Annotated in this window: 22 protein-coding genes; 6 read left to right on the top strand and 16 right to left on the bottom strand. The window is 39.7% G+C overall.

Annotation, left to right across the window (positions count from 1 at the left end; translation table 11 throughout):
- Nucleotides 1-145: 145 nt before the first annotated feature.
- Together AABJ44_RS04015 and AABJ44_RS04010 are read right to left on the bottom strand one after the other, a co-directional pair.
- Nucleotides 146-1,909 (bottom strand): ABC transporter ATP-binding protein, encoded by a 1,764-nt coding sequence (locus AABJ44_RS04015; protein ID WP_338370616.1) that lies wholly within the window; start codon nt 1,907-1,909, stop codon nt 146-148.
- A gap of 176 nt (nt 1,910-2,085) precedes the next feature.
- Nucleotides 2,086-3,861 (bottom strand): ABC transporter ATP-binding protein, encoded by a 1,776-nt coding sequence (locus AABJ44_RS04010; RefSeq protein WP_338370615.1) that lies wholly within the window; start codon nt 3,859-3,861, stop codon nt 2,086-2,088.
- A gap of 420 nt (nt 3,862-4,281) precedes the next feature.
- Between AABJ44_RS04010 and AABJ44_RS04005 the strand changes: the two genes are divergently transcribed.
- Nucleotides 4,282-5,409, top strand: coding sequence for a hypothetical protein (locus tag AABJ44_RS04005; protein WP_338370614.1), 1,128 nt, complete (start codon nt 4,282-4,284; stop codon nt 5,407-5,409).
- Between the two features lie 7 nt (nt 5,410-5,416).
- Here the strand turns inward: AABJ44_RS04005 and AABJ44_RS04000 are convergent, their stop codons facing one another.
- Complete coding sequence (locus AABJ44_RS04000; protein ID WP_338370612.1) at nt 5,417-5,869, bottom strand: hypothetical protein; 453 nt, start codon at nt 5,867-5,869, stop codon at nt 5,417-5,419.
- 20 nt (nt 5,870-5,889) lie between these two features.
- On the opposite strand from AABJ44_RS04000, the gene cdd reads away from it, so the two are divergent.
- A complete protein-coding gene (cdd, locus tag AABJ44_RS03995; protein ID WP_074643170.1) occupies nt 5,890-6,300 on the top strand; it encodes a cytidine deaminase in 411 nt (136 codons plus the stop codon).
- Here the strand turns inward: cdd and AABJ44_RS03990 are convergent.
- Nucleotides 6,290-6,886 (bottom strand): NUDIX hydrolase, encoded by a 597-nt coding sequence (locus tag AABJ44_RS03990; protein ID WP_338370610.1) that lies wholly within the window; start codon nt 6,884-6,886, stop codon nt 6,290-6,292. The genes cdd and AABJ44_RS03990 overlap by 11 nt on opposite strands.
- Before the next feature lie 73 nt (nt 6,887-6,959).
- On the opposite strand from AABJ44_RS03990, the gene AABJ44_RS03985 reads away from it, so the two are divergent.
- Complete coding sequence (locus AABJ44_RS03985) at nt 6,960-7,880, top strand: alpha/beta hydrolase (protein WP_338370609.1); 921 nt, start codon at nt 6,960-6,962, stop codon at nt 7,878-7,880.
- Here AABJ44_RS03985 and AABJ44_RS03980 read toward each other — a convergent pair.
- The 5 genes from AABJ44_RS03980 to AABJ44_RS03960 form a co-directional block, all read right to left on the bottom strand.
- A complete protein-coding gene (locus AABJ44_RS03980) occupies nt 7,874-8,239 on the bottom strand; it encodes a GntR family transcriptional regulator (RefSeq protein ID WP_074643179.1) in 366 nt (121 codons plus the stop codon). The two genes, AABJ44_RS03985 and AABJ44_RS03980, sit on opposite strands and share 7 nt — an antisense overlap.
- Nucleotide 8,240: 1 nt before the next feature.
- Nucleotides 8,241-8,927 carry an ABC-2 transporter permease gene (locus AABJ44_RS03975; RefSeq protein ID WP_338370607.1) on the bottom strand — a complete coding sequence of 229 codons (687 nt, stop codon included), beginning with the start codon at nt 8,925-8,927 and terminating at the stop codon, nt 8,241-8,243.
- 9 nt (nt 8,928-8,936) lie between these two features.
- Entirely contained in the window at nt 8,937-9,785 is an 849-nt protein-coding gene (locus AABJ44_RS03970; RefSeq protein WP_338370605.1) for an ABC transporter ATP-binding protein, read from the bottom strand.
- A gap of 106 nt (nt 9,786-9,891) precedes the next feature.
- Nucleotides 9,892-10,821 carry a DMT family transporter gene (locus AABJ44_RS03965; protein ID WP_338370604.1) on the bottom strand — a complete coding sequence of 310 codons (930 nt, stop codon included), beginning with the start codon at nt 10,819-10,821 and terminating at the stop codon, nt 9,892-9,894.
- A gap of 11 nt (nt 10,822-10,832) precedes the next feature.
- Nucleotides 10,833-12,017, bottom strand: a complete 1,185-nt coding sequence (locus tag AABJ44_RS03960; protein WP_338370603.1) for an iron-containing alcohol dehydrogenase — start codon at nt 12,015-12,017, stop codon at nt 10,833-10,835.
- 183 nt (nt 12,018-12,200) lie between these two features.
- On the opposite strand from AABJ44_RS03960, the gene AABJ44_RS03955 reads away from it, so the two are divergent.
- Nucleotides 12,201-13,016, top strand: a complete 816-nt coding sequence (locus tag AABJ44_RS03955) for a helix-turn-helix domain-containing protein (protein WP_338370601.1) — start codon at nt 12,201-12,203, stop codon at nt 13,014-13,016.
- A 9-nt stretch (nt 13,017-13,025) separates the two neighbouring features.
- Here AABJ44_RS03955 and AABJ44_RS03950 read toward each other — a convergent pair whose 3' ends face one another.
- On the bottom strand, nt 13,026-13,619 hold the full coding sequence (locus AABJ44_RS03950) for a helix-turn-helix domain-containing protein (protein WP_338370600.1): 594 nt from the start codon (nt 13,617-13,619) through the stop codon (nt 13,026-13,028).
- A gap of 141 nt (nt 13,620-13,760) precedes the next feature.
- Here AABJ44_RS03950 and AABJ44_RS03945 point away from each other — a divergent pair, with 141 nt between their 5' ends.
- Entirely contained in the window at nt 13,761-14,549 is a 789-nt protein-coding gene (locus AABJ44_RS03945; protein WP_338370599.1) for a transglutaminase-like domain-containing protein, read from the top strand.
- Nucleotides 14,546-15,034 (top strand): GNAT family N-acetyltransferase, encoded by a 489-nt coding sequence (locus AABJ44_RS03940; RefSeq protein WP_338370597.1) that lies wholly within the window; start codon nt 14,546-14,548, stop codon nt 15,032-15,034. The genes AABJ44_RS03945 and AABJ44_RS03940 overlap by 4 nt, the downstream gene beginning before the upstream one ends.
- Here AABJ44_RS03940 and AABJ44_RS03935 read toward each other — a convergent pair.
- The 6 genes from AABJ44_RS03935 to AABJ44_RS03910 all read right to left on the bottom strand — a co-directional run bounded on the left by AABJ44_RS03935 (nt 15,031) and on the right by AABJ44_RS03910 (nt 22,223).
- Entirely contained in the window at nt 15,031-15,987 is a 957-nt protein-coding gene (locus AABJ44_RS03935; protein ID WP_338370596.1) for a glycosyl hydrolase, read from the bottom strand. The genes AABJ44_RS03940 and AABJ44_RS03935 overlap by 4 nt on opposite strands.
- Nucleotides 15,988-16,194: 207 nt before the next feature.
- A complete protein-coding gene (locus AABJ44_RS03930) occupies nt 16,195-17,832 on the bottom strand; it encodes a sigma factor-like helix-turn-helix DNA-binding protein (protein WP_338370595.1) in 1,638 nt (545 codons plus the stop codon).
- A gap of 89 nt (nt 17,833-17,921) precedes the next feature.
- On the bottom strand, nt 17,922-19,103 hold the full coding sequence (locus tag AABJ44_RS03925) for an alkaline phosphatase family protein (protein WP_338370593.1): 1,182 nt from the start codon (nt 19,101-19,103) through the stop codon (nt 17,922-17,924).
- Between the two features lie 18 nt (nt 19,104-19,121).
- A complete protein-coding gene (locus AABJ44_RS03920; protein ID WP_338370591.1) occupies nt 19,122-19,802 on the bottom strand; it encodes an HAD family hydrolase in 681 nt (226 codons plus the stop codon).
- A 152-nt stretch (nt 19,803-19,954) separates the two neighbouring features.
- On the bottom strand, nt 19,955-21,280 hold the full coding sequence (locus AABJ44_RS03915) for an MATE family efflux transporter (protein ID WP_338370589.1): 1,326 nt from the start codon (nt 21,278-21,280) through the stop codon (nt 19,955-19,957).
- Nucleotides 21,281-21,293: 13 nt separating this feature from the next.
- Nucleotides 21,294-22,223 (bottom strand): glycoside hydrolase family 43 protein, encoded by a 930-nt coding sequence (locus AABJ44_RS03910; RefSeq protein ID WP_338370587.1) that lies wholly within the window; start codon nt 22,221-22,223, stop codon nt 21,294-21,296.
- Nucleotides 22,224-22,248 lie beyond the last annotated feature (25 nt).

Below are 22,248 nucleotides of genomic sequence, written 5' to 3'. Positions count from 1 at the left end.
TATTCTTAAAACATCGTATACATAATTAGTCGAGTATAGATATTATAACACTGAATAATTGATTTTTGAAGATTTTCGATTTGTAAGCCTGCAAAAATCGTATTTTTGGATTTTTGCAGGCCAATTCGTCATTTTTTATAAAAAACTACGCAAACTGTGCCTGACGGAGGGCGTAATAAGCACCACGCTTTTCCATAAGCTCGGCCGGGCTGCCGCTCTCGACAATGCCGCCTTTATCAATTACAAAAATGCGGTCGGCATTCTGAATTGTTGAAAGACGGTGTGCGATTACGAAGCTTGTTCGTCCCTTAAGCATGCTCGCAATTCCTTTCTGAACAAGAAGCTCTGTCTTAGTATCAATACTAGAGGTTGCCTCATCCAGAATCAGGATTCTCGGGTTGCTGAGCATTGTGCGGGCAAACGCAACAAGCTGACGCTGGCCGTTTGAGAGTTCACCGCCGCGGGCTGTCAGTTTTGTATCGTAGCCGTCCGGCAGATTTTTGATAAAATCATCTGCGTGAACGGCACGGCTTGCTTCGAGCATTTCTTCTTCCGTTGCATCCAGCTTTCCATACATTATGTTTTCACGGATTGTACCGCTGAAAATATAATTGTCCTGCGTCATAATTCCCATCTGAGTACGCAGACTCGAAAGCTCTACATCACGAATATCATTTCCATCTATCAGGATTTCGCCGTCTTTAATATCATAAAAACGACTCACCAGATTAACAACCGTAGATTTACCGGCACCTGTAGGTCCTACAAGAGCAATTGTTTCGCCCTGAGTCACAGAGAAGTCTACGTTCTTAAGGACATCTACATCATCAGTATAACCGAAGGTAACGTTCTTAAACTCAACGCTCCCCTTGATTGCAGGCATTGCTCCGGCCCCAGCCTTGCTGGTAACTACCGGCTGTTTGTCAATAATTTCAAAGATACGCTCGGCACCACTGGCCGCATTTACAAACTGGTTGTAAAAATTACTGAGGTTCAGAATCGGCTGCCAGAACATTCCGACATAACTTCCAAAGGCAATGTAAGTTCCGATGGAAACACCTTCGATTCCGAGCAGTTTAATACCAACCATATAAAGTGCCATGGTTCCGACACTCCAGCACAAATCAATCCATGAACCAAAACCGTCACACCAGCGAACGGCTCGTAAAAACTCCTTGCGGTCATCCCAAACTAACGACTGGAAGGTTTTATCGGTCTCCTGCTCTGCACGGAAGCTCTGAATAATTTTGATTCCAGAAAGGTCTTCGTTGATAAACGCATTCATATTCGAAGACTTCTGACGCTTAGCCTTCCAGTGCTTTTCTGCCATTATCGAAATCAGGAAAACTCCACCGATAAGGAACGGCAGACTGCAAAGGGCTGCAAGCGCAAGCTTCCAGTTTTTCACAAACATAATCACCATAACCGCAATGACCGTAACAAGGTTCGGAATCAAAGTGGTAACGGCATTTTCAATAATGTCCTTGAGCGAGTTCGAGTCACCGATAATTCTCGCAAGAATTTTTCCGGACGGACGCGAATCGAAAAACGCAAGGTCCAGTCCCTGAATGTGGTCGTACAATTCCTGACGCAATTCCTGAATAACCTTGTTACTGGTCTTTGCCATCAAAAGCATACGAAGCTTGATTGCAAGAACCGCAAGGATATTGATTGCAGCACCCAACAGTACGATGCGCACAAGTCCCGGAACATCGCCCGGAAGAATATAGCGGTCAATGGCACGTTCATTCAAAAGCGGATTCACGAGGTCTACCGCAGTACCGAACGCCATCAGCGCAAATACGCCCGCAATTCGTTTCTTATATTTAAGCAGGTAACGGAAAAGTCGTGGCATCGTTTCGAAGTTCGATTTCTGCACCTGCTGTTCATCTATTTTATAACTGTTCATAAAAATCTCCGTTTCTTTGAGGTGCTAGGTTTTAGGTGTCAGGTTCTAGGGAAGCCGGGCGTTACGGGGCGGCGTTTGAGCCCCGTAGAGGGGGTAGCGTAAGACCGCAACGCGGGCTGGAGCGAGGGGGAGACTTCCCCCTACTCCCCTAAAACCTATAACCTAAAACCTATAACCTAATATTGAGAGTCATATGTTTCCTTATATAACCCACCAAGTTTTAAAAGTTCTTCGTGAGTACCAGACTCCACAACCTTACCCTTATCAAGCACAATAATCTTATCAGCCTTACGAACCGCACTGATTCTGTGCGCGATAATGATTTTTGTCATACCGGAAAGTTCGGCAAGAACCTGCTGAATCTCCTGCTCGGTTTCTGTATCGAGTGCCGAAGTTGAATCGTCCAGTACGAGTACCGGTGTCTTACGGGCAAGGGCACGAGCAATTGTAATTCGCTGCTTCTGTCCACCACTAAGGCCGACACCACGTTCACCAATTACTGTGTTTTCTTTTTCTTCCATGCGGTCTACAAACTCTGCAGAATGCGACTTCTCCAAAGCAGAACGAACTTCCGGCACAGTTATTGTCTCGCGCGCACCAAGGCGGATGTTTCCATCAATTGTGTCAGAGAACAGGAAGATGTCCTGCATTACACAAGAGATTGCACGGCGCAAAGTTGGCAGCGGCAATTCCCGGATATCAATTCCATCAAGCTTAATGTTTCCGTCTGTTACGTCATACATACGCTTCAAAAGGTTGATGAGCGTTGTTTTACCCGAACCTGTTGCACCCATGATACCGAGAGTCTGACCCGCTTTGATGCTGAATGAAACGTCGTCGAGAATCTTCTTTTCCCCACTCGCATAGGTTACATGATCAAAACTGATATCACCGCTGATATCAAACTGCGAGAACATTGCATTCGCAAGGTCGGCATCGGCACCTTCTGTATTCTTTGCAAGTTCGCTGTTTTCCGTAATGTCCGGCATTTCTGCATAAATCTTGTTCAGACGCTTAACACTTGCCTTTGCACTTGAAAAACCGTTTGTGAGCCAGCCGAGCATTTCCATTGGCCAGATCATTCCGCCTACATACTGAAGGAATGCCATCAGCTCACCAACAGACATCTTCTGGCCGCCCTGCAGCGGGTTACCCTTCATAACGATAAGTCCGCCAAGGAAGAGTGACACAACAGTTAGCACTCTGGTAATAGTCTGAATCATCGGATTGTACTTTACGAAAACCCGACTCAAATCAATATTCAATTCATAAAACTTCTGATTGTGCTTGTGGAACTTTGCAATCTCAAAGCCCTCACGCGCAAAAGCTTTTACAGTTCGCACACCGGCAAGATTTTCTGCCGCAGTATTGTTCATCTCTGAACCTTCCTGCATAACCGCGCCGTAAAGTTCATCCAGCTGCTTCTCCATCAGAATTGCAATCACAGCAGAACCAATCATTCCGATAATCGGAATCAAAGCGAGCTGCCAGTTAATGCGAATCATAAAGAACAGAGTTAATACCGTGCGGATAAAAACCTCTGCCATCAGAATTCCCATAAAGGCTGCAATATCCCAGATGCGGTCAACGTCGTCCTTTACGCGGCTCATCAGTTCACCACTGTTTATGCCATCGAAAAAGTTTGCCGACAGGCTCTGGATTTTGCGAAACAGATTTATACGAACTTCACAGGCAATCTTACTACCGGCATAGTCACACAAAAATTCCTTGGTGTACTGAAAAATACAGCGCCCTACACCAATTCCAAGAATCCCTAAAAGAAGGAAGTTCAATACTTCCATCTTCTTTGCAATCAGAACATCATCAACAATATGCTGGACAATAAGAGGGGCAGCCTGATCCAGCAGCGTACTTGCACACATAGCAATGAGCGCAATCAGATATAAAAAACTATAACGTTTAAAATAGTGAAATAAATTCAACTTGTTCATAAGTAACAAAATTTTAGCAGAAACGATTCGGCAACGTACCGAAGACAATAATACACACGTCGAGGACCGTGCGGTCGATTTAGCGAGGATTTGATTTATAAGTGGAAACTAATTCTTCTTTGCTGGCGGGAGAATCAGTCCACACTTAAAATCAAAACTTACAACACTGTTATTCATGGGAGTGACCTCCTTAAAAAAGAATTTCAAAAGCGTACGAGGATATAAACGCTTGTTGATATTTTCAATCTAGTGAGAATAAAAATTTTTGTCAAGGGAAGTTATATTTTTTTCACTATAATTAATTAGAAATCTGTTTATCCCCAAAAAAAAATAATTTTTTTTTATTTTTTTATTGAGCAAAAAACGATATCGCAAGTGTTATAATATGTATAACCATTAAAAAAATAGGAGAATTAACAAATGGAAAATATTTCAAGAATTTTTGTAAGCACAAAACAAATGCTAACAACCGGCATGTTCTTTTATGAAGAATTACCAAAAGAATCTATGCAATTTATTACAGAGTCAAATGAAACAATAGAAGAATTCAGACAGTGGATTGATTATATTGCAAAAAATAATTTGCAGGATATTTATTTAGCTTATGAAAACGACACTTTCTATATTGTAATGAATGGTGATAAACAGACGGCATGGGCTTTTTCAGAATTCGAAAATCAAATAGTTTTAAAAGAAGAACTAACAACCATCAAAAAAAATAATAATCCCGATTCTATTACAGAATTAAAAAACTCATTAAAAGAAAATACGAAAGTTGAAGAAAAATACATAAATCTTATAGATGATGATTCTTATGGAATAACACAAGAAGAGAGTAATCAGATAGGTTACATTTCCGCAAGTGGAATTTATCATACAAAGGGAATTAATACTTTCCTTGCGTTAATGCAAATGAAAGACGAAATTACAAAAAATGAAAAAGCCTGTTTTATTGAAGCTTTATTATATGTTCTAAACTACTATGATTTATTCTACATGAATGATTCAAAACTACTATTAAACTATCCAGCAAGTGATGATCATGTTCAAAGCGCAATTATTGCCTGGTCAAAATCGAGCGGACTTCCTAAATTCAATCTGCCAAATTTTATTATAGACGAAGTACTACGAGCCGAGAACAGATATATTTATCTTAGCCCGTCTACCTTTGACCATGAAAATCAAATCGGACAACCTTATTGCTCAAAGATAAATGATTACCCTTGTTTATTTTTAATGACAAGCGAATTAAGTTGCGAAAAATTTGTTAATGGTTCAGAAGAACTTAAAAAATGTATAACTGTAATTTCTGATGAAGATTTAAAGAGAATTGCCATGCTCGGCCAAGTTTATAAAGATCTGAACCTGACAATTATAATTGATCCATCTCTTCAATATTTTCAGACACCTATAGATAATTTACTTCCAAGAATTTTCTTAAATCAAACTTCTGTCTCAATTGTAGTTCCTAAAGAATTAGAACCAAACCAAGAACATCCGTTAGGACTGTTTTATAAAAAAACTGCAGAAGAATTAAGAAACTCTTAATATATGATTATCTCTGAGCATTTAATCTGTTTCGGAGTTCATAGCATCTGTTCTTGAGATTGCGGACTTCATTGAGACTGCTCATGATTTTGGCGGTCATGTAGACATCAACGATGCCGCTGTCGAAAAAGAAGTCGGCGAAGGTGGCGATGCCGCCTACGTTCATGCTGTAGTCACCTGGCATGCTGATTCCACCGAGTACGCGCTTAAGTTCCTGCAGAAGGTAATTTACTCTGTCCATAGAGACCTTGGCATTACTGAGTTTTGAGTGCTTGATGAGGTCAACGATGAAACCGCCGCCGAGGACATCAAGGAAGCCCCAGTTTCTGGCGGATGAAAGCTGTCGCTCTGCCTGATCGAGTTCTGCAATAAGCTGATCTGTGAGTGTAATTGCCTGATTGATTTGAAGTTCGTTATTCATATTTTTAAAGATAACACTTTTTCTTATGAAATAAAACAAAAATATGATAAAATAAAAATATGAATTATGATGAACTTGTAAAAACTGCAATAGAAATGACAAATATGTCTTATGCCCCCTACTCTCATTTTCACGTAGGTGCAGCTCTGCTTGATAAAAACGGAAAAGTATGGACCGGCTGTAATATTGAAAATGCAGCTTATGGACCTAGCAACTGTGCTGAACGCACTGCTGTTTTTAAGGCTGTAAGTGAAGGCGCACGCGAGTTTGAAGCGATTGCTATTGTGGGCGGCCCTGAAAATGCTGACGGAAAAGCTGTGATTGAAGATTTCTGTCCACCTTGTGGAGTTTGCCGTCAGGTACTCAGTGAGTTCTGCAAACGAGATTTCAAAATCATTCTTGCAAACGGCAAAGGTGAACAGAAAGTGTTTACTCTTGCAGAGTTACTGCCGGAGAGTTTTAGTCTTTAGCCCAGTGGTTGTAAGGCTTGCCGCCGAGGTATGTTTCTATGAGACGGCTGTTTTTATATACCGCTTTCAAAGAGAAGAACGGTCGGTTCTGAGCAATAAAATCAAGGTAGATTTCATCGGCCTGCCAGTGCGGCAGGTCGTTTATTTTTTCTATCGGGACCCATTCAAGTTCGCCTTCATTACAGTCGGTTAAAAGAGTGCCGGAAAACTTTCGGACACGAAAAACGTGCATGAACTCGGTGTAGTACGGGGGCGATGCGGGGGTGTCCCCTGCAGGGGGGGTAGTGGAAGACTGCGGAGCAGGCTGGAGCGAGGGGGTGGCTTCCCCCACTTTATCCTCTTCACTCTTATCGACAAACGTAACAATTCCACAGTATTCGAGGTCTTCGGGATTTACAATAAGACCGGTTTCTTCGTGGATTTCGCGGCGGACGCAGTCTTCGGGGCTTTCGCCGTTTTCGAACTTACCGCCGATTCCTATCCATTTATCGTGATTATAGTCGTTCTGCTTTTTTGTGCGGTGAAGCATTAAATAGCAGCCGTCTTTTTCTATATAGCAAAGTGTTGTGTTTACAAGTGTTTTCATTTTTTTGATTTTATCTTTTTTTTTGAGTTCCTACAATTCTGTGATATAATATATAATAATTGAGAGGGAATATATGACTACGCTGAAACAGTTTATTGCATCTCGACAAATAAGGCATCTTTTTGGTAGTTCTGATCGTAAACGTGATAAGGGGCAGACAACTCCTGCTGATATTATCCGTTATGATGATATTCTTTACGGCGATGACGTAAAGCTCAAAAAATGGCAGTATCTGGACGTTTACAGACCGAAGGCTGCTGTTGAAGCTGACGGCTCTTTAAAGACTCTTCCTGTTATTATTAGTGTTCACGGTGGCGGCTGGGTTTATGGCGATAAGGAAGCTTACCAGTGGTACTGTATGCGGCTTTCTCAGCGTGGTTTTGCTGTTGTAAATTTCTCTTATCGACTGGCTCCTGAAGCAAAATTTCCGGCTTCAATGCATGATACTGAAAAGGTTTTCCAGTTTGTAGCTGATAATGCCGCTCAATATGGTTTTGACACAAATAATGTTTTTGCAGTTGGCGATTCTGCAGGCGGTCACCTTCTTTCCCTTTATGCTGCAGCCCTTACAAATGCTGACTTAAGAAAGAATTTTGAATTTATAAAGGATAAAAAACTGACTCTCCGCGGATTGGGATTGAACTGTGGAAAATATACTCTTGATGATACTGATTCAAAGTTCCGGCTTTTAAGAAGCGGTTTTTTGCCTAAGGGCGGAACCCCGGACGAAGTAGAACTTGTAAATTCTGCTAATCATGTTACAAAGGATTTCCCACCATCTTTTGTAATGACCTGTGAAGGTGATTTCTTAAAAGCACAGGCACCTTTGATGAAAGCGAAACTGGATGCAGTCGGAGTTCGAAATGAACTGCACTGTTATGGCACTCCAGAACAGCCGCTCTGGCATGTTTTCCATTGTGATCCGAAACTGCCGATTGCCGTTCAATGTAACGACGACGAATGCAACTTTTTCCGTTCGCTAATGAATCAATAGTTTTTACGGACTATTTCAATAATCTCATCCAGGTCGAGGCCCATTTCGCGGCAGGCTTTTACGTCGCGGCTGAGTAATTCTTCGGCGGCAGAGTTTCGTTTATCTGATATTTCATGATGTTCAAGTTCGCATACAAAAGTACCGCGGCCTACAGCTGTGGAAATAAAACCTTCTCTTTCGAGCTGCTCCCAGGCCTGTTTTACGGGAATTACACTTACACGCAGATTTACGGCAACGGTGCGGATTGGCGGAAGCTTTTCACCGGCAGCAACTTCGCCGTTCATTATCTGATTTGCTATCTGCTCATAAATCTGAGTATAAATTGGTTTGTCACTTTTCTGAGATAACACTATATCCATATTACAAATCGTACTTTTCAAACTGGCGGGCTGCACGGCGGAAAGTAAGACACCAGCTTACCGCATAAATCACAATGCCAGCTGCCAGAATAATCAGTTGTGGAATAATAAACTGTGTATCGCGGCTTGTATAGAGCTGTCCAAGTTTTGCAAGAGAATTTTCTGCTTTTGCATAATATGCCCATACCGGAAGCTCGCAGGCTGCGTAACAGATAAAATATGCAACAGCTGCTGCAATATAGCGAAGTCCTGGCTTAAGCGGATCCTTATAAACATTGCCCAGAAAAATCAGATTGAAGATTGCAAATATAATCATCTGAAATCCAAAATAAGCAAGGGTCAATTCAATGCCGGCAGTGTTTGCAGGAAAGCCTGCTGCAGTACGGATACACCATCCAAGCAATGCACAGATAAAAGCAAATACTTCCATCATTCCGCAGTACATAAAGCGTGCCTTTACCACATCAATTTTCTTTACCGGAAGCAGCGCTGTATACAGAATATCATGTGATGACTGATTTAAGGCAAAGGTCATCATAATGCACAGTGTCATATAAAAAGGTCCAACGTACATCGGGTAGCTTGGAATAAAATACATTCCAAAACAACAGATTGTCCAGATTACAGTCTGCGATGCGTTACCAAGGCAAAGCTCTTTCTTCAAAAGTTTTAATGTATTTGATTTCATGTTTCTCTCCTATCTGCGCTCAATGTGAATCATAATGTCTTCCAGAGTTGGCGATGCCATTTCAAAACCGCCCTTCTCTGCCAGCGCCTTATCTTCAGTTTTCATAAGGCCTTCAAAACCAAGCTGATGTGTATGAAGTCCGATAATCTTAGGCTCAACATCCGGTGTCAGCTGGTCTTTCTTTCCTGCTACACTGATATAACTTTCGCGGAACGAGTCGCGGTCTGTACTTGCAAGAATCTGGCCTTGCTTGATATAAGTGATATAGTCGGCACATTTTTCAAGGTCGCTTGTGATATGAGTTGAGAAAAGAATTGAGTGTGCACCGTCTTCAACAAATTCCTGGAAAAGAAGTACAAGGTCATCACGGGCTGCAGGATCAAGACCGCTGGTTGGCTCATCAAGAATTAAAAGTTTTGGGTTATGACTCATTGCAACTGCAACAGAATACTTTACCTTCATTCCTGCTGAAAGCTGTTTGAACTTTTTATTCTGATCAATTTCAAAACGTTCGCATAGCTCCTTGTAGCGGGCATCATCCCATTCATGATAAAAAGATTTTGTTACATTTGTGATTCGTGAGATTTTTGCTTCAGGATAAAAATCAACTCCGCCAAAAACATAGCCTACCTGATTTTTAATTTCCAGTTCATCCTTTGGAATTGAAAGGCCGCAGAGTTTTACTTCACCACCGTCATTTTTCATCAAATTGAGCATGGTCTTGAGTGTGGTAGATTTACCAGCGCCGTTACGGCCAATAAAGCCCATGATATAACCTTCTTCCAGAGAAAAGCTTACATTCTTAAGCTGGAAGGATTCAAAGTTCTTACACAGTCCATTGATTTCAATAAGATTCATTTGATACATCTCCCGTTTATAACACAACGTTTATTGTGTATATTGTATATACACAATATAACACTTACAGGAGACTGTCAAGTTTTTTTTTATCTGAAAAAAAGGTCTATTTTTTCTCGCTGATGAAAAGTCCGGTAATTGTAACCAGTGCTCCTATTCCACCAAGCAATGTGATTTTTTCACCCAGCACAAAGAAGGCAAAAATAATTGTTACTACAGGAATAAGATAAATCGCACAGTTTACTTTAACAGTGCCAAGAATCTGACAGGCTTTATTCCAGATTGTAAAACAGATACCACTTGCAACTACACCAAGAAACAAAAGGTTTACCCAGTTCATAGGATTTGAAAAACGAGCAGCGTTCAAAGCTTTATCAAAAGAGAAAAAGAATGAAGTTGTTTCCGGATGAGAATTGGTATACCCCCAGCTTCCAAGCGAAAGCGGAATCATAATCAAAACAGAGAAAAAGAAAATGCGGCGAGTAACGCCAACTGCTGAATAATTTCTTCTATTCAAAATTGAAACTATCATTGAATAAAAGCCCCAGCAGATTCCAGACATCAGGGCAAGCACATCTCCCTTAGGATTAAACTCAAGTGCTGTATTTCCATTAAAGCAGACAAGAGCAACTCCGCTAATGGAAATCACAAAACCAATAATGAACCAGAATGAAAGATGTTTTTCCTTCAGAAAAATCTGACTGATGATTGCGGTAAAAAGCGGACAGATGCTTACGATGACGCTTACGTTAGATGCGTTTGTATAATTGATTGCGATATTTTCTGTAAGCTGATAAAGCACAACTCCGGTCAGAGCCGCAAGCGCAAACAGAATATTATCGCGCATTTCAATTTTCTCGAACTTTGGATGAATCACCCAGAGTCCGAGATAAGCAAAAATAAATCTGTAAAAAAGAATTTCAAGTGAAGAAAAATCTCTGAGGAGATACTTTGTACAGACAAAAGTAATTCCCCAGAAAAAGATAGATACGGCGGCGAGGATAATTCCCCACGCCTTCTGACTGTTTTTATTCATAATGAAAGACTTTAATCTTTTCTGCTCATTTTGTAAATTGCCAGCATATCTTCTTCGTGTAAAAGTTTTGCTGAACCTTTTGCTCCGTTTACACCGACAGCACATTTATGAGCCATAAGAGCAAGGTCTTCATCAGTTGCATTTACACCAAGTTCCTTAAGGTTTGTCGGCATGTTGATTTCGCGATAGAAATCTTCCATTGCTTCAATTCCCTTAAGAGCGATTTCTTCATCTGTACCTGTTGCAGGAATACCCATAACATTGATTGCATAGCGCTTAAAACGTGGAAGACAGTCCTTATAAACATAGCGTGCCCAGCTTCCCCAGATTGCTGCAAGACCTGCTCCGTGCGCAACATCATAAAGTCCGCCAAGCTCGTGCTCAAGCTTGTGAGTCATCCAGTCGCCACCGTCGTTTCCACAGCCTGTAAGACCATTGTGAGAAAGGCTTCCGGCCCACATTACTTCAGCACGTGCTTCATAATTATTCGGGTCTTTTACAAGAATCTTTGCCTGCTCTTTTACTGTACGCAAAAGAGCTTCTGCCATAGAATCTGTAAGCTCCATATTTCCGCCGTTTGTAAAATAGCGTTCCATTGTATGCATCATGATATCTGTACAACCACAGGCTGTCTGATAATCTGGAAGTGTCATAGTAAGTTCAGGATTAAGAATGGCAAACTTTGGACGTCCATAGTCACTTGAATAACCGCGCTTTACAAGTCCCTCTTCCTTTGTGATTACTGATGAATCACTCATCTCACTACCAGTAGCCGCAAGTGTCAGAATTACACCAAGTGGCATGCTTGCCTTAGCCTGCTTTTTATAATCATATAAATCCCAGACATCTCCATCGTTCATAACGCCGTAGCCGATAGCTTTTGCAGAGTCAATTGCACTACCCCCGCCTACAGCAAGAAGAAAATCAATTCCCTCTTTTTTACAAAGTTCGATTCCTTCATAAACAAGGCTCAAACGCGGATTTGGAACAGCACCTCCTAGTTTTACATAAGGAATGCCGGCCTTGTCGAGCTGGTCAGTAACCTTCTGCATAAGGCCTGAACGGATAACGCTTCCTCCGCCATAATGAATCATAACCTTTTTACCGCCGAACTCCTGAATGAGCTGGGCAACCTTGTCTTCTGCGTTCTTACCGAACATCACCTTTGTTGGTGTATAATATTTGAAATCGAACATATTTCCTCCATTTGTCTAATTGTTTAAGAATAGCACAGAACATAAAAAAGTCCCATAAAAATCTTGTAATATTTTTTTACTCAAAAAATCAAATCAATGATAGACTTATATTGTATTCTCAAAATTACAGGGAGTTAAGCACGCATACTTTCTGTAACAGTCCTACGAGTCACAGGAGTAAGTTTGGCAAATCTTGATTTATTGATGCGATCACTTGTTTTCATAGAAGATCACCTTGAAGACACCGTTTCTGTTCAAACGGAAGATATCGCAGATGCATGCTATGCTTCCAAGTCGGCATTGGAGAAAGTATTCAAATATATGACTCAATTTTCGATACACGATTATATTGTTCGTCGTAAGATGACACGTGCTGCCCGAATGATGATAGACAAGCAAAACTTAAGTATTCTTGATATTGCCGTACAATTCGGCTATTCAAGTCATGAAGCTTTTACGAGATCATTTTCGCAGGTATGGAATTGCAATCCTTCGGAGTTTAGAAAACGATATGAAAATCGCCCACACACTGTGGAACTGTTTCCTCGAATTACAGGCTTTATGCAAGTAGAAGGAGAAAAACTTATGAGAAGAACAGTTGATATTTCTGAACTGTATGATTTCTTTAAGACGCGCAGAGATTGCTGGTTTGTATGCGGTGATATAGTGAGCCTTATTCCTATCAACAATATTTCACGTAAGGCTGGTGACATTGCAATTTCCGAAGCACTTCGCAGAATGGAAAGTGTATGTGGTCCTGAAGATATAGTTTTCAGAATTGGCGGTGATGAATTCGCATTGCTCACAAATTCTTCTGAAGAGGCGTATGCAGAAGAACTTAAAGATAAAATTCTTGCAATGAACGGAGCCATTATACCTTACGATGAGGAAGAAATTCCTATGAGTCTTTATGCAAAGATCATCAAACTTGAAAACGATGCTCTCAGGTATTCAGAGATATTTCCAAAGTTGATGATCAGAGCAGAGGAAAAAGCATAATTAAAAAAGTTATAAGCGGACTGCGTCGGTCCTAAAAAGTCCGTGGTGATTACAAAAAGTTAGAAAAAACTTTGCCCTGCTGATTTTGAAGCGGGCTTCTGCTGAACTCTCAGGGTAAAGTTTTACCATCTGAACTCCGTTGTCGTACACTGCCGCAATAAATGAAATATAGTGTTCCTTTGTCATCGGATGTTCAATATGAACATAATATTCATCTTCAACAGTTTCAATTTTCAGAGTATGAGCAGAGTCAGGCTCTTCTACTTCCAGTGGCGGTAATGTAATTCCACAACAACTGATAACAGCTTCACCAGTCGCCTGAATCACATTTCCACAGACAGGACAGATGTAAAACTGAACCTTTTTCATATTGAAGTTTCTGTTTTTATTCTGAACTTCATTTCCTGAAAATAATTCAATCACAGAAATCCCAAGCGCTTTAGCCAGAGGTTCCATCAATGAAATATCTGGCAGTCCGTGACCATTTTCCCATTTACTGACAGTTTTATTGCTCACAAAAATTTTCTGTGCAAGCCCATCCTGTGTCATACCTTTATTTTCACGAAGGCGCTTAATTGCAGTGCCGGTTATATAATTGTCCATGATAATCTCCTGAGTAAGACCGTATCGGTCAGATTCTAAAAACTCCGCGTCGTTTCCTGAATCTTAGATTATCACCTGTTGCCCCACCCATCAACCTACGCTTCGTAGACGTATGCTTTTTCTTCTGCTATGATGAATAATATGAAAAAAGTTATAATGGCAATTATCTGTACAGCGTCAATTCTTTTATGTACGCTCCTATGTCTCGCAGCATACAAGAAAAATACAGAATCCTATATTGAGTTCAGTTTTGTAACAAATCAGTATGATAAAAAAGTCCTTTCAAGTGCTCCGCAAAAACTTATTTCCTTAAAGAAAATTGGAGCACAGTCAGAAATCACAGTACGAGGCAAAGATTCTTTTCGTAATTTTTCTAAAACAAAGTTTTCAAAGAACAAGAACAATTTAGATAAATATCTCCAGAAAACCGATTTTATAGATTTTGATAATGAAGAAGTCATCCAGCTGTCTGAAAACCTGAATCTTTCAGAACTTGAGCCAATTGACTGTGCAAAAACAATTCTTAAATCTATAAATCAAAATACAGGCTTTATAAAATATGACAATGCGCTTGCTGCTGATATTTCCCTGGGTTATACGTTTGGACGGTCAGCTAGTGAGACCTTAAAAACTTCAATGGGGACTTGCGGAGAATTTGCAAATGTTTTTACAGCTTTGATGAGGCTGAACAATATTCCTTGTAAATATATCTGTGGCTGCTGTTTAGATCCATCTTATTCCACACTTCATGCATGGGCAGAATTTTACGATGAAAAACTTGGCTGGATTCCTGTTGATCCACAGGCTGGAATTCTCGGAGTTCTCCCGAACTATATTAAGAGGCTTGAAGGAATCGACTTCCCGGATACAGGTTCAGATTTCTCAAAAATTAAGTTTGGAAACGTAAGAATAGTAGAAGTAAAAGAATGATAATCAGAAAGGCTGTTTCAGTAGACTCAAAAATAATCGGTCGCGTTCACTCTATCGCCTGGAAACAGACATATCAAAACTTTTTTCCAAAAGCGTATCTAGAAGAAGATTCCCCGGAAAAACGCGAAAAAGAATTTATGGAAGCTCTAAATAACAAGTCCATCTCTTATCTCATTCTGGAAGATAATTCTGAAGCAGCCGGAATTGTAAAACTGATTTTCAAACAACAGATAATTGAAATATCCAGTTTTTATATTCTGGAAGAATACAGAGGAAAAGGATTCGGCACAAAAGCCTTTGATTTTATAAAGAAACTAACAGCAGATAAAACTGTCATTTTATGGGTACTTGAAAACAACAGCGCAGCAAGAAACTTTTACGAAAAAATGGGAATGATTTTTTCTGGAGAAACTCGAACAATAAACCGTGGAAAAGAATTCATACAATACTGTTACACTTCAGCATGTATGAAATCCCGTTCCTAAAACTTAGGAACTTCATCTAGAGTTATCACCCTCTCACTATTAAATACATTCTTCAGATTTTCAGTCTTATTATCAGTGAGCCAGGTAGTATGCCAGATCATAAACCATGACCAGAATGTTCCGTCTTTTTCAAAACGTTCTACAGACGGCACCATTCCACATTCATGAAAAGCCATTGGCTTTGATGTAATTTCCGTCAGTTTATTCCATGCACCTTTATTTGTTGATTTATCGTAATTATCCGAGCCAATGATATCAACATACTCATCACCAGGATACCATCCCTTACTCACCCACTCAGTGTATCCAAGAACCCAGATTAAATTATCAAGTTTATATTCATTCGTAAACTTTTCATACATCAGGCACCAGAGCTTCTTAAAGTTTTCAGCACCACCCTTTCCCCACCAGAACCAGCGGCCATCAAACTCATGGAAAGGTCTCCAGAGTACCGGAACATTTTCATCTCGCAGATATTGAAGTGTTTTGGCAGCCTTATCCCAGCTGTTTATCAAAGTGTTGTATTCATCAGTTCCTGGAGTCAAAAGCTTTTTAAAGTCCGGATGATCCTTTTTCGATTCTCTGTATCCGCTGATATCAACACCAGTATGCCAGCATATAGTAACAAGCCCGCCCTTTCTGTCCCATTCAATTGCGCGTTCAGCAACTCCATCAAAATCATTGTTCATAAAATCAAGACCACGCATCGCAGGAAGTTTTCCCGTCACTTTCAGAAGGTAGTCCATCTCATAATCCACAGATCCCATCCAGGTAGATTCCTGCTGAGCCGAAATAATCTTAGTTCCAAAATTGTCGCGGATAAAACTAAACACTGCTGTAGTCTTTTCATTTCTTCCCTGCAATTCAAGACCACTAACAACAGGCGCAGGTTTCATAACCTTAGTGCTTCTGCAGGAAGAAAACATCAAAAAAGCAGGTATCATAATTGCCATAAATCTTTTTCCCATTTCAATACCAAAACTAAGTCTACGACATATAAAAAATAACAGATTACGGATTCCCCTTTCCGATTGTCACAGCCTGATAATCACACAGACAAAATTCCTTTTATCTTAACAGGCAAGAGGAAGAACAGTCTCCATAACATAGCAGCTGTTATTTTTACCATTCTAAAACCTCTTACCTGATATTATATCATACTATTCTGGAAGCTGGTCACAGAACATTAAAAGATTTGCAGTAATTCTTTCCTGAGCAGTAAGCGGACGGAAAACCTTATTATCGTAAAGTTCATCCAGAACCATCATAGCAACTCTTGAACCCACAGCAAAATTCATAACATTAACAATTACTCTGTCCTGAATCTGTGGTGGATACATTTTTGACTGCACCATTGCCTGTTCCAGTGCAAATTTTGCAAACTCCTTCAAAAGGTCTTCATCTGGCTTAGGAATCAAACCGGCAAAATCGTTGAAACTGCTTCTTACAACCATAGTGTTAATTGTTCCATCCTTTGAAAGGAAACCACGTTCACGAAGTCTCTTAAACTTTTCTGAAGTTGCTTTTGATTCTGTAATTTCTCCAGTGATAATTTCATAAAGGCTCTCATAATCTGAATTGAGATTATTCTTCCAGGCACCCTTTCTGCAGTCAAATCTTGAATCCACCGACCACGAATATACACAAGGATATTTCTGCGAATCTCTTGTCATTTCTCCACAGCTCCAGAATTTCTTTTCGAGCTCAGAAAAATTAAATTCACACTTGTAATCAGGATCCATAACTTCAGATTTTGTTTCTACAGAAACTAAATAATCTGCTCCATCCAGTGTCTTGATTCTGTGTTTAGACAAATCCTTTTCGATAGAGAGTCTACACTTTGTAACAATTGCATAGAAAATTGCAGCAGCTTCAAAAAGTTCGCGATTTCCACCTGGAATATAAACATCCCTATTTACAAGATTTGCTACAGCAGCACGCACCTGAGGAACATATTTTTCTGTCAGGATTTTTGCAACCTTCTGCTGCATTCTTACGAGATTTGCTTCAGCTTCAAGTGAATACTGTTTTGGACTAAACTGTACATAAGTTGTATAGTGCTTTCCTTTTGTTTCAACCAGGAAACCATTTGTCACAAGAAGTTCAATCTTATCTTCAAGAAAAACAGGTGTCATTCCCAGATCTTCCGCAATCTCTTCCACAGTCTTTGGTGTTTCATAAACACTATAAACTATGTTCAGATTGATTTTATCGTCAAGATAAACTTCAGGTCCTCCCTTGCTTCCAGGGCAACCGCTATGACTGAATTCCAATGCCTTTACAGGTGATAATCCTAATTTTCCAATTTTTCTTTCCATAGTAAAACCTTCCTTTAAGTCATTACGAGCTTTGTTCAAGTGCCACTTCACTGTACCAGCGGGAAGTCCATGCTCTATGGCAATTTGAGCAATAGACTTTCCCTCGTAATAAAAGGAATAAACTATTTCGCGACGGCTTGAAGATAAAAAGCAAATCTCCTTTCGAAGTTTTCTGATTTCCTCTTCTGTTTCTCCTAAGTCGTACTCATCAAAGTAAGGCAGATTAAGACCATCCACAGAAATACCTTTTTGATGTTTTACCTGATTCACATATTTTGCATAAACATGTTCACAGATTCTCCAGACATAACCTTCAACATTTACAATGTCGTCTGTCTGAAGCATCGAAAGATAAACTTCCTTAAGCATCTCTGCAGAAAGTTCTTCTGCCTCATCATACGAGTATGATTTCTTTACGGCAAATCCATACACCTTTGATGAGAACTTTAAGATTAACTTGTCAGCCTTTTGTTTTTCCATCTTATTACATCGTACCAAATAATTATTTGATTGTTACAGCGTTGTATGCTTATATAGTGTGTAACAATGGAAAAAGGTTGGAAAAAAAATCATTTTTTTACTACAATCAGCGGAATTTTTATTTCTTCCTGTGTAAGACCGGCATGCATACCAGGCATTTTCTGAGCTTCAAAATGAGTATTTGTAACAGATGTATCAGAAACCGCAAGCGCAACAAAATCACCAATCATCTGATCCAGTTCAGGTCTGTTTTGACCAATTCCAAAAAGCTGACAGTCAAGAACTTCTTTTCTGGTTAAAAGCAAAAATTTATCACCAAAAGTTTTCCTGAACAATTCATGGAAACTTTCCTTAAATTCATCTTTTACAAAAAGATTCATTGTACGAGGTTCAAGAGAGAAACTTCTTACAAGACAGTTCATAATCTCAGGATAATCAAGGATACAAAGATTGCGGCTGTCGATATGCCCGTGGTCTGCAGTAACAATAAGCAATGTATCTGAAAGCTCCGATGCAAACTGTTCAATCCGTTTCTCAAGAGCAGTAACCATTTCATGAGTTTCATTACTTACAGTTCCGGTTGCATGCATTGTAGCATCTGGTTCATTCCAATAAGCATAAATATATTTCTGGCCATCTTCATCACAAAGATTTTTAATACGGTTTAAGATTGCTTCTAAATCCTGTGGATAAGGTGGTAAAAACGGCATAGAGGAATAAGCTTTTCCTCCTGCCTCATTGATTTTATCCACTACAGATTTATACGGTGTAAAAGTGTTTCCTACATGAAAATCAGCTGCTGGAACAATTTCATTCCATGAATCCTCAGTCCAGATTGGTTTTCCTGAAGCATCATAAGATTCCGGCTGAGCCCCAGCCTTTTCTGATTTCTGTTCTGTATTTCTGAAAACAGTAACGTTTTTGTCCAACTGAGGATAATAAACATCCCAGCCAAGCCAGCCATGTTCATTAGGATATAAACCGCTCATTATGGAAGTTGTAGCGGCAACAGTTGTCGGAGGATAAACAGAATCAAAAGCCCCTGCTAAGTGAGAGCGGAAAAATCCTTCAGGTTTAAGATGCTTTTCCAGAATAGAAATTCCAAGTGCATCAAGAAGAACAACAACAACATTTTTATAATTTCCGGCAAGAACTGTATCTGCCAGAGGCAAGGTAGCTGCAGTAGTTTCTGCACCAAACTTTTTTAAGACTGAGTTAGCAAGATTTACAAGACAATTGTTGTAATCTGGAAGTAATTCTTTTTTAATCATTCTACTTTTTTAGCTTTTTTATTTCAAAAAATCAAGAACATCCATTTGATGTGCTACATGCTCAAATTCATCTAAAGGAGAACAAGGAATATGAGGTTCATAAGCACGGTCTGCGAACCAGGTGCACTGAACAGCCTTCATTCCTGCATCCCGGGCACCATATAGTTCTCGCGAACCGCCGTCTCCAACATACAGACATTCTTCAGGTTTTACTCCAAGACGTTCTATCATCCGCTGATACATCTCGGGAGCAGGCTTACAGATTCCCTGCTCATAGGAAATTAATGCCACATCAAAATATGGAAACAAAGCACTCGACTTTATCAAATCCCTTTCATCAGAAAATGTATTTGTAATTAGGCCTGTTTTAATTCCACAATCTTTCAGAGCCTTCAGCAGTTGAATTGATTCTTCAGGAATATCATCAAAAGTATCTTTAAGTGCAGTAAGTCTGTTATTCACAATTGTGCGAACCTTTTCGTCTGAATAAATACCGATTTTTTTGAATACCAGAGAAAGGCCTTCTTCTATCGTGTATTTTCCAGTACTTCTGTCATGCTCAATCAGATGCCATTCTTTTCTGAAACTTTCTATATCAGCTAAACCGACATCTTTTGCAATATCTTCACTAAAATAAGTACGGCCGGTAAACAAAGTTACCAGCGTTTCAAACATATCAAAAACTACAGCTTTTATCATTTTTTAATTTCCTTATCAATTACCAGTATCTGATAAAGTAATTGATAACATAACAGTTCCTCCATCTGTGAATTATTATAACACAGAATTTCGCTGAAGAATCCATCATGAGTCACGAAATGTCAAAAAATGAACACGAAGTGTTATTTCAACTAAAACTTTATTCTTCGGTATCTTATGTAGTTAATTACGGCACGTAATCCTTCATCGCACAAAACTGCAACAAAGACACCGAGCATTCCCAGCTTGAATACAAATACACAAAGTGCAGCAAGGCTTACAACTCCGATAGTTCCCATTATCTGAGTGAAAAGCATCCACTTTGTGTCTCCATAACCGCGGATTCCGTTTCCGACAATTATGTTGCCTGATTTTCCAAAGAGGTTTGCTGCAACCATTATGATGTAGATAACCGACATCTCAATTACGTCTTTGTCCGTAGTAAACAAGCTCAGTGTGAGCCGTGGGAAAATTGAAACAAAAATCAACGCAAATGCAGCAACGAGGAATGCCCATTTTACCGAGGTCTTAACAACAGCCTTGTAAAGTTTAAGGTCCTTTGCTCCAGTAGCTTCACCTGACAATGTTAAAGTTCCGCTTCCAATAGCTCCAATTACCACAACAAAAAGAATCTCTACAGTAAATACCATAGAATAAATTCCCGCAGCCTTTTCGTTAATTGTATTAAGAATGCGGATTATACAAAGATTTCCGACATTCCAGAGCAGATCTTCACAGGCAGTAGGAATACCAAGTTTAATGGATTCAAAATAAGGTCTTATTTTTGCACCAAGAATTCTTTTAAGCCCGGGACTCGTAAAGAATTTATCCTTTTTAGAAATTGTTATGTACAAAAGATAAATTGCACCAACATATTCCGCAATTGTAGTTCCAAGAGCCGCACCGGCAATTTCCATTCTAGGGAAGCCGAACTTTCCGAAAATCAAAAGATAATCCAGAATAATATTCAGAACAGAGCGTATTATACCATAAGCGACCAGCGGCTTTGTATAATTTGAAGTCTGGAACACAACACTATAAGAAGCCCAGAGCCCGATAATCAGATATACAGGCGCATAAATTCTTGTATAAGTAACGCAGGGTTTCATTACATTTTCTGAAACACCCATCAACCTAAAAACAAGAGGACTGCAGAATGTCCAGAACAAAAACAGCAGCACTGGAATTACATTATGAAGCTTGATCATTGAAGCCGCATAGTCTTTTGCTTTTTCAATATCTTTTTCACCAACAGACTGGCTTATAAGAATTGAGGCACCCATAGCCATAGAGAAAACGAAAGACATTGTAGTCCACATAGGAGCAGTTGCATTACCAACTGCACTCATATACAGAATATCCATTCGTCCCAAAAAGATTCTGTCTATGAACATCTGAACCTGTGCGATCAGATTGCTCAACATGATTGGAACGAAAATCTTTATAAGTTTATTTTTATACTCAGCTTTAAAAAGCATTAATTACTCCAGTTTATTTTATCGCGCTTACTCCATCACACATATTGATTGTTGTGATTGAACCATCATTGTTGTATTTAAATTCCGCAACACAGACACTGCGATGGAACAAACTACCGCCCGGTAGTTCATCTGTATGATAGAACAGATAAGAGTGTCCCTTAAAATCTGCAATACCAGGATGATTTGTAAAACAAGGACCTTCTTCCATCAGAACTCCGCCGTACTCCCAAGGACCACGGGCAGTCTTAGCAGTTGAATAAGCCAGATGCTCATTACGTTTTTCGCCTTCTGCAAAAGCAGCATAAACCATATAGTAAAGGCCATTTCGTTTATAGAACCATGGACCTTCGCCATAAGTTGTACCTGTATTATGGCTTCCCTTTGCAAAAGATTTTTCTGTCATCGGAATTTTCATTACACCAATTTTTTTATTATAAGAAATCATATCTTCATTCAAAAGAACATAACGAAGCTCAGGATTTCCAAAATACAGATATGCCTGACCGTCATCATCAATGAATACAGTCGGATCAATATCGTTCCAGTCTCCCTCATCTACAAGAGGCTGTCCAATATCTTTGAAAGGACCAACAGGACTGTCTGAAACTCCTACTGCAATTGCCATACCGCCGTTCCTCTTATGAACCGGACAGTAAAGATAGAACTTTCCGTTTCTCTCAATTGCCTGTGGTGCCCAGGCTCTGTCATCTGCCCATTCAATATCGTCAAGAGAAAAAATCTTTCCGTGGTCAGTCCAGTTCACCATATCTTTTGTTGAAAAACAGCGCCAGTCACACATTGTGTAAAAATCGTTTACAAGTTTATCTTCATCATGTGTTGTATAAAGATAAAGTGTATCTCCATAAACCATAGGGGCTGGATCCGCTGTATAAATATCTTTGATAATCGGATTTTTGTGAAAGTTTTTTTCTTCACTCATTTTTTTTACTCCCTTATTTTGAGAT

The sequence above is a fragment of the Treponema bryantii genome (assembly GCF_036492245.1).
GTDB classification, from domain to species: Bacteria; Spirochaetota; Spirochaetia; order Treponematales; family Treponemataceae; genus Treponema_D; species Treponema_D bryantii_C.
The sequence above is the reverse complement of the archived record's forward strand: the minus strand, read 5'-3'. Positions and strand labels throughout refer to the sequence as shown.

Bases quoted from the DNA above. Each gene is read 5' to 3' on its own strand.
- AABJ44_RS04015 (WP_338370616.1), bottom strand. From the start codon at position 1,909: ATGAACAGTTATAAAATAGATGAACAGCAGGTGCAGAAATCGAACTTC.
- AABJ44_RS04010 (WP_338370615.1), bottom strand. From the start codon at position 3,861: ATGAACAAGTTGAATTTATTTCACTATTTTAAACGTTATAGTTTTTTA.
- AABJ44_RS04005 (WP_338370614.1), top strand. From the start codon at position 4,282: ATGGAAAATATTTCAAGAATTTTTGTAAGCACAAAACAAATGCTAACA.
- cdd (WP_074643170.1), top strand. From the start codon at position 5,890: ATGAATTATGATGAACTTGTAAAAACTGCAATAGAAATGACAAATATG.
- AABJ44_RS03990 (WP_338370610.1), bottom strand. From the start codon at position 6,886: ATGAAAACACTTGTAAACACAACACTTTGCTATATAGAAAAAGACGGC.
- AABJ44_RS03985 (WP_338370609.1), top strand. From the start codon at position 6,960: ATGACTACGCTGAAACAGTTTATTGCATCTCGACAAATAAGGCATCTT.
- AABJ44_RS03980 (WP_074643179.1), bottom strand. From the start codon at position 8,239: ATGGATATAGTGTTATCTCAGAAAAGTGACAAACCAATTTATACTCAG.
- AABJ44_RS03975 (WP_338370607.1), bottom strand. From the start codon at position 8,927: ATGAAATCAAATACATTAAAACTTTTGAAGAAAGAGCTTTGCCTTGGT.
- AABJ44_RS03970 (WP_338370605.1), bottom strand. From the start codon at position 9,785: ATGAATCTTATTGAAATCAATGGACTGTGTAAGAACTTTGAATCCTTC.
- AABJ44_RS03965 (WP_338370604.1), bottom strand. From the start codon at position 10,821: ATGAATAAAAACAGTCAGAAGGCGTGGGGAATTATCCTCGCCGCCGTA.
- AABJ44_RS03960 (WP_338370603.1), bottom strand. From the start codon at position 12,017: ATGTTCGATTTCAAATATTATACACCAACAAAGGTGATGTTCGGTAAG.
- AABJ44_RS03950 (WP_338370600.1), bottom strand. From the start codon at position 13,619: ATGGACAATTATATAACCGGCACTGCAATTAAGCGCCTTCGTGAAAAT.
- AABJ44_RS03945 (WP_338370599.1), top strand. From the start codon at position 13,761: ATGAAAAAAGTTATAATGGCAATTATCTGTACAGCGTCAATTCTTTTA.
- AABJ44_RS03940 (WP_338370597.1), top strand. From the start codon at position 14,546: ATGATAATCAGAAAGGCTGTTTCAGTAGACTCAAAAATAATCGGTCGC.
- AABJ44_RS03935 (WP_338370596.1), bottom strand. From the start codon at position 15,987: ATGGCAATTATGATACCTGCTTTTTTGATGTTTTCTTCCTGCAGAAGC.
- AABJ44_RS03930 (WP_338370595.1), bottom strand. From the start codon at position 17,832: ATGGAAAAACAAAAGGCTGACAAGTTAATCTTAAAGTTCTCATCAAAG.
- AABJ44_RS03925 (WP_338370593.1), bottom strand. From the start codon at position 19,103: ATGATTAAAAAAGAATTACTTCCAGATTACAACAATTGTCTTGTAAAT.
- AABJ44_RS03920 (WP_338370591.1), bottom strand. From the start codon at position 19,802: ATGATAAAAGCTGTAGTTTTTGATATGTTTGAAACGCTGGTAACTTTG.
- AABJ44_RS03915 (WP_338370589.1), bottom strand. From the start codon at position 21,280: ATGCTTTTTAAAGCTGAGTATAAAAATAAACTTATAAAGATTTTCGTT.
- AABJ44_RS03910 (WP_338370587.1), bottom strand. From the start codon at position 22,223: ATGAGTGAAGAAAAAAACTTTCACAAAAATCCGATTATCAAAGATATT.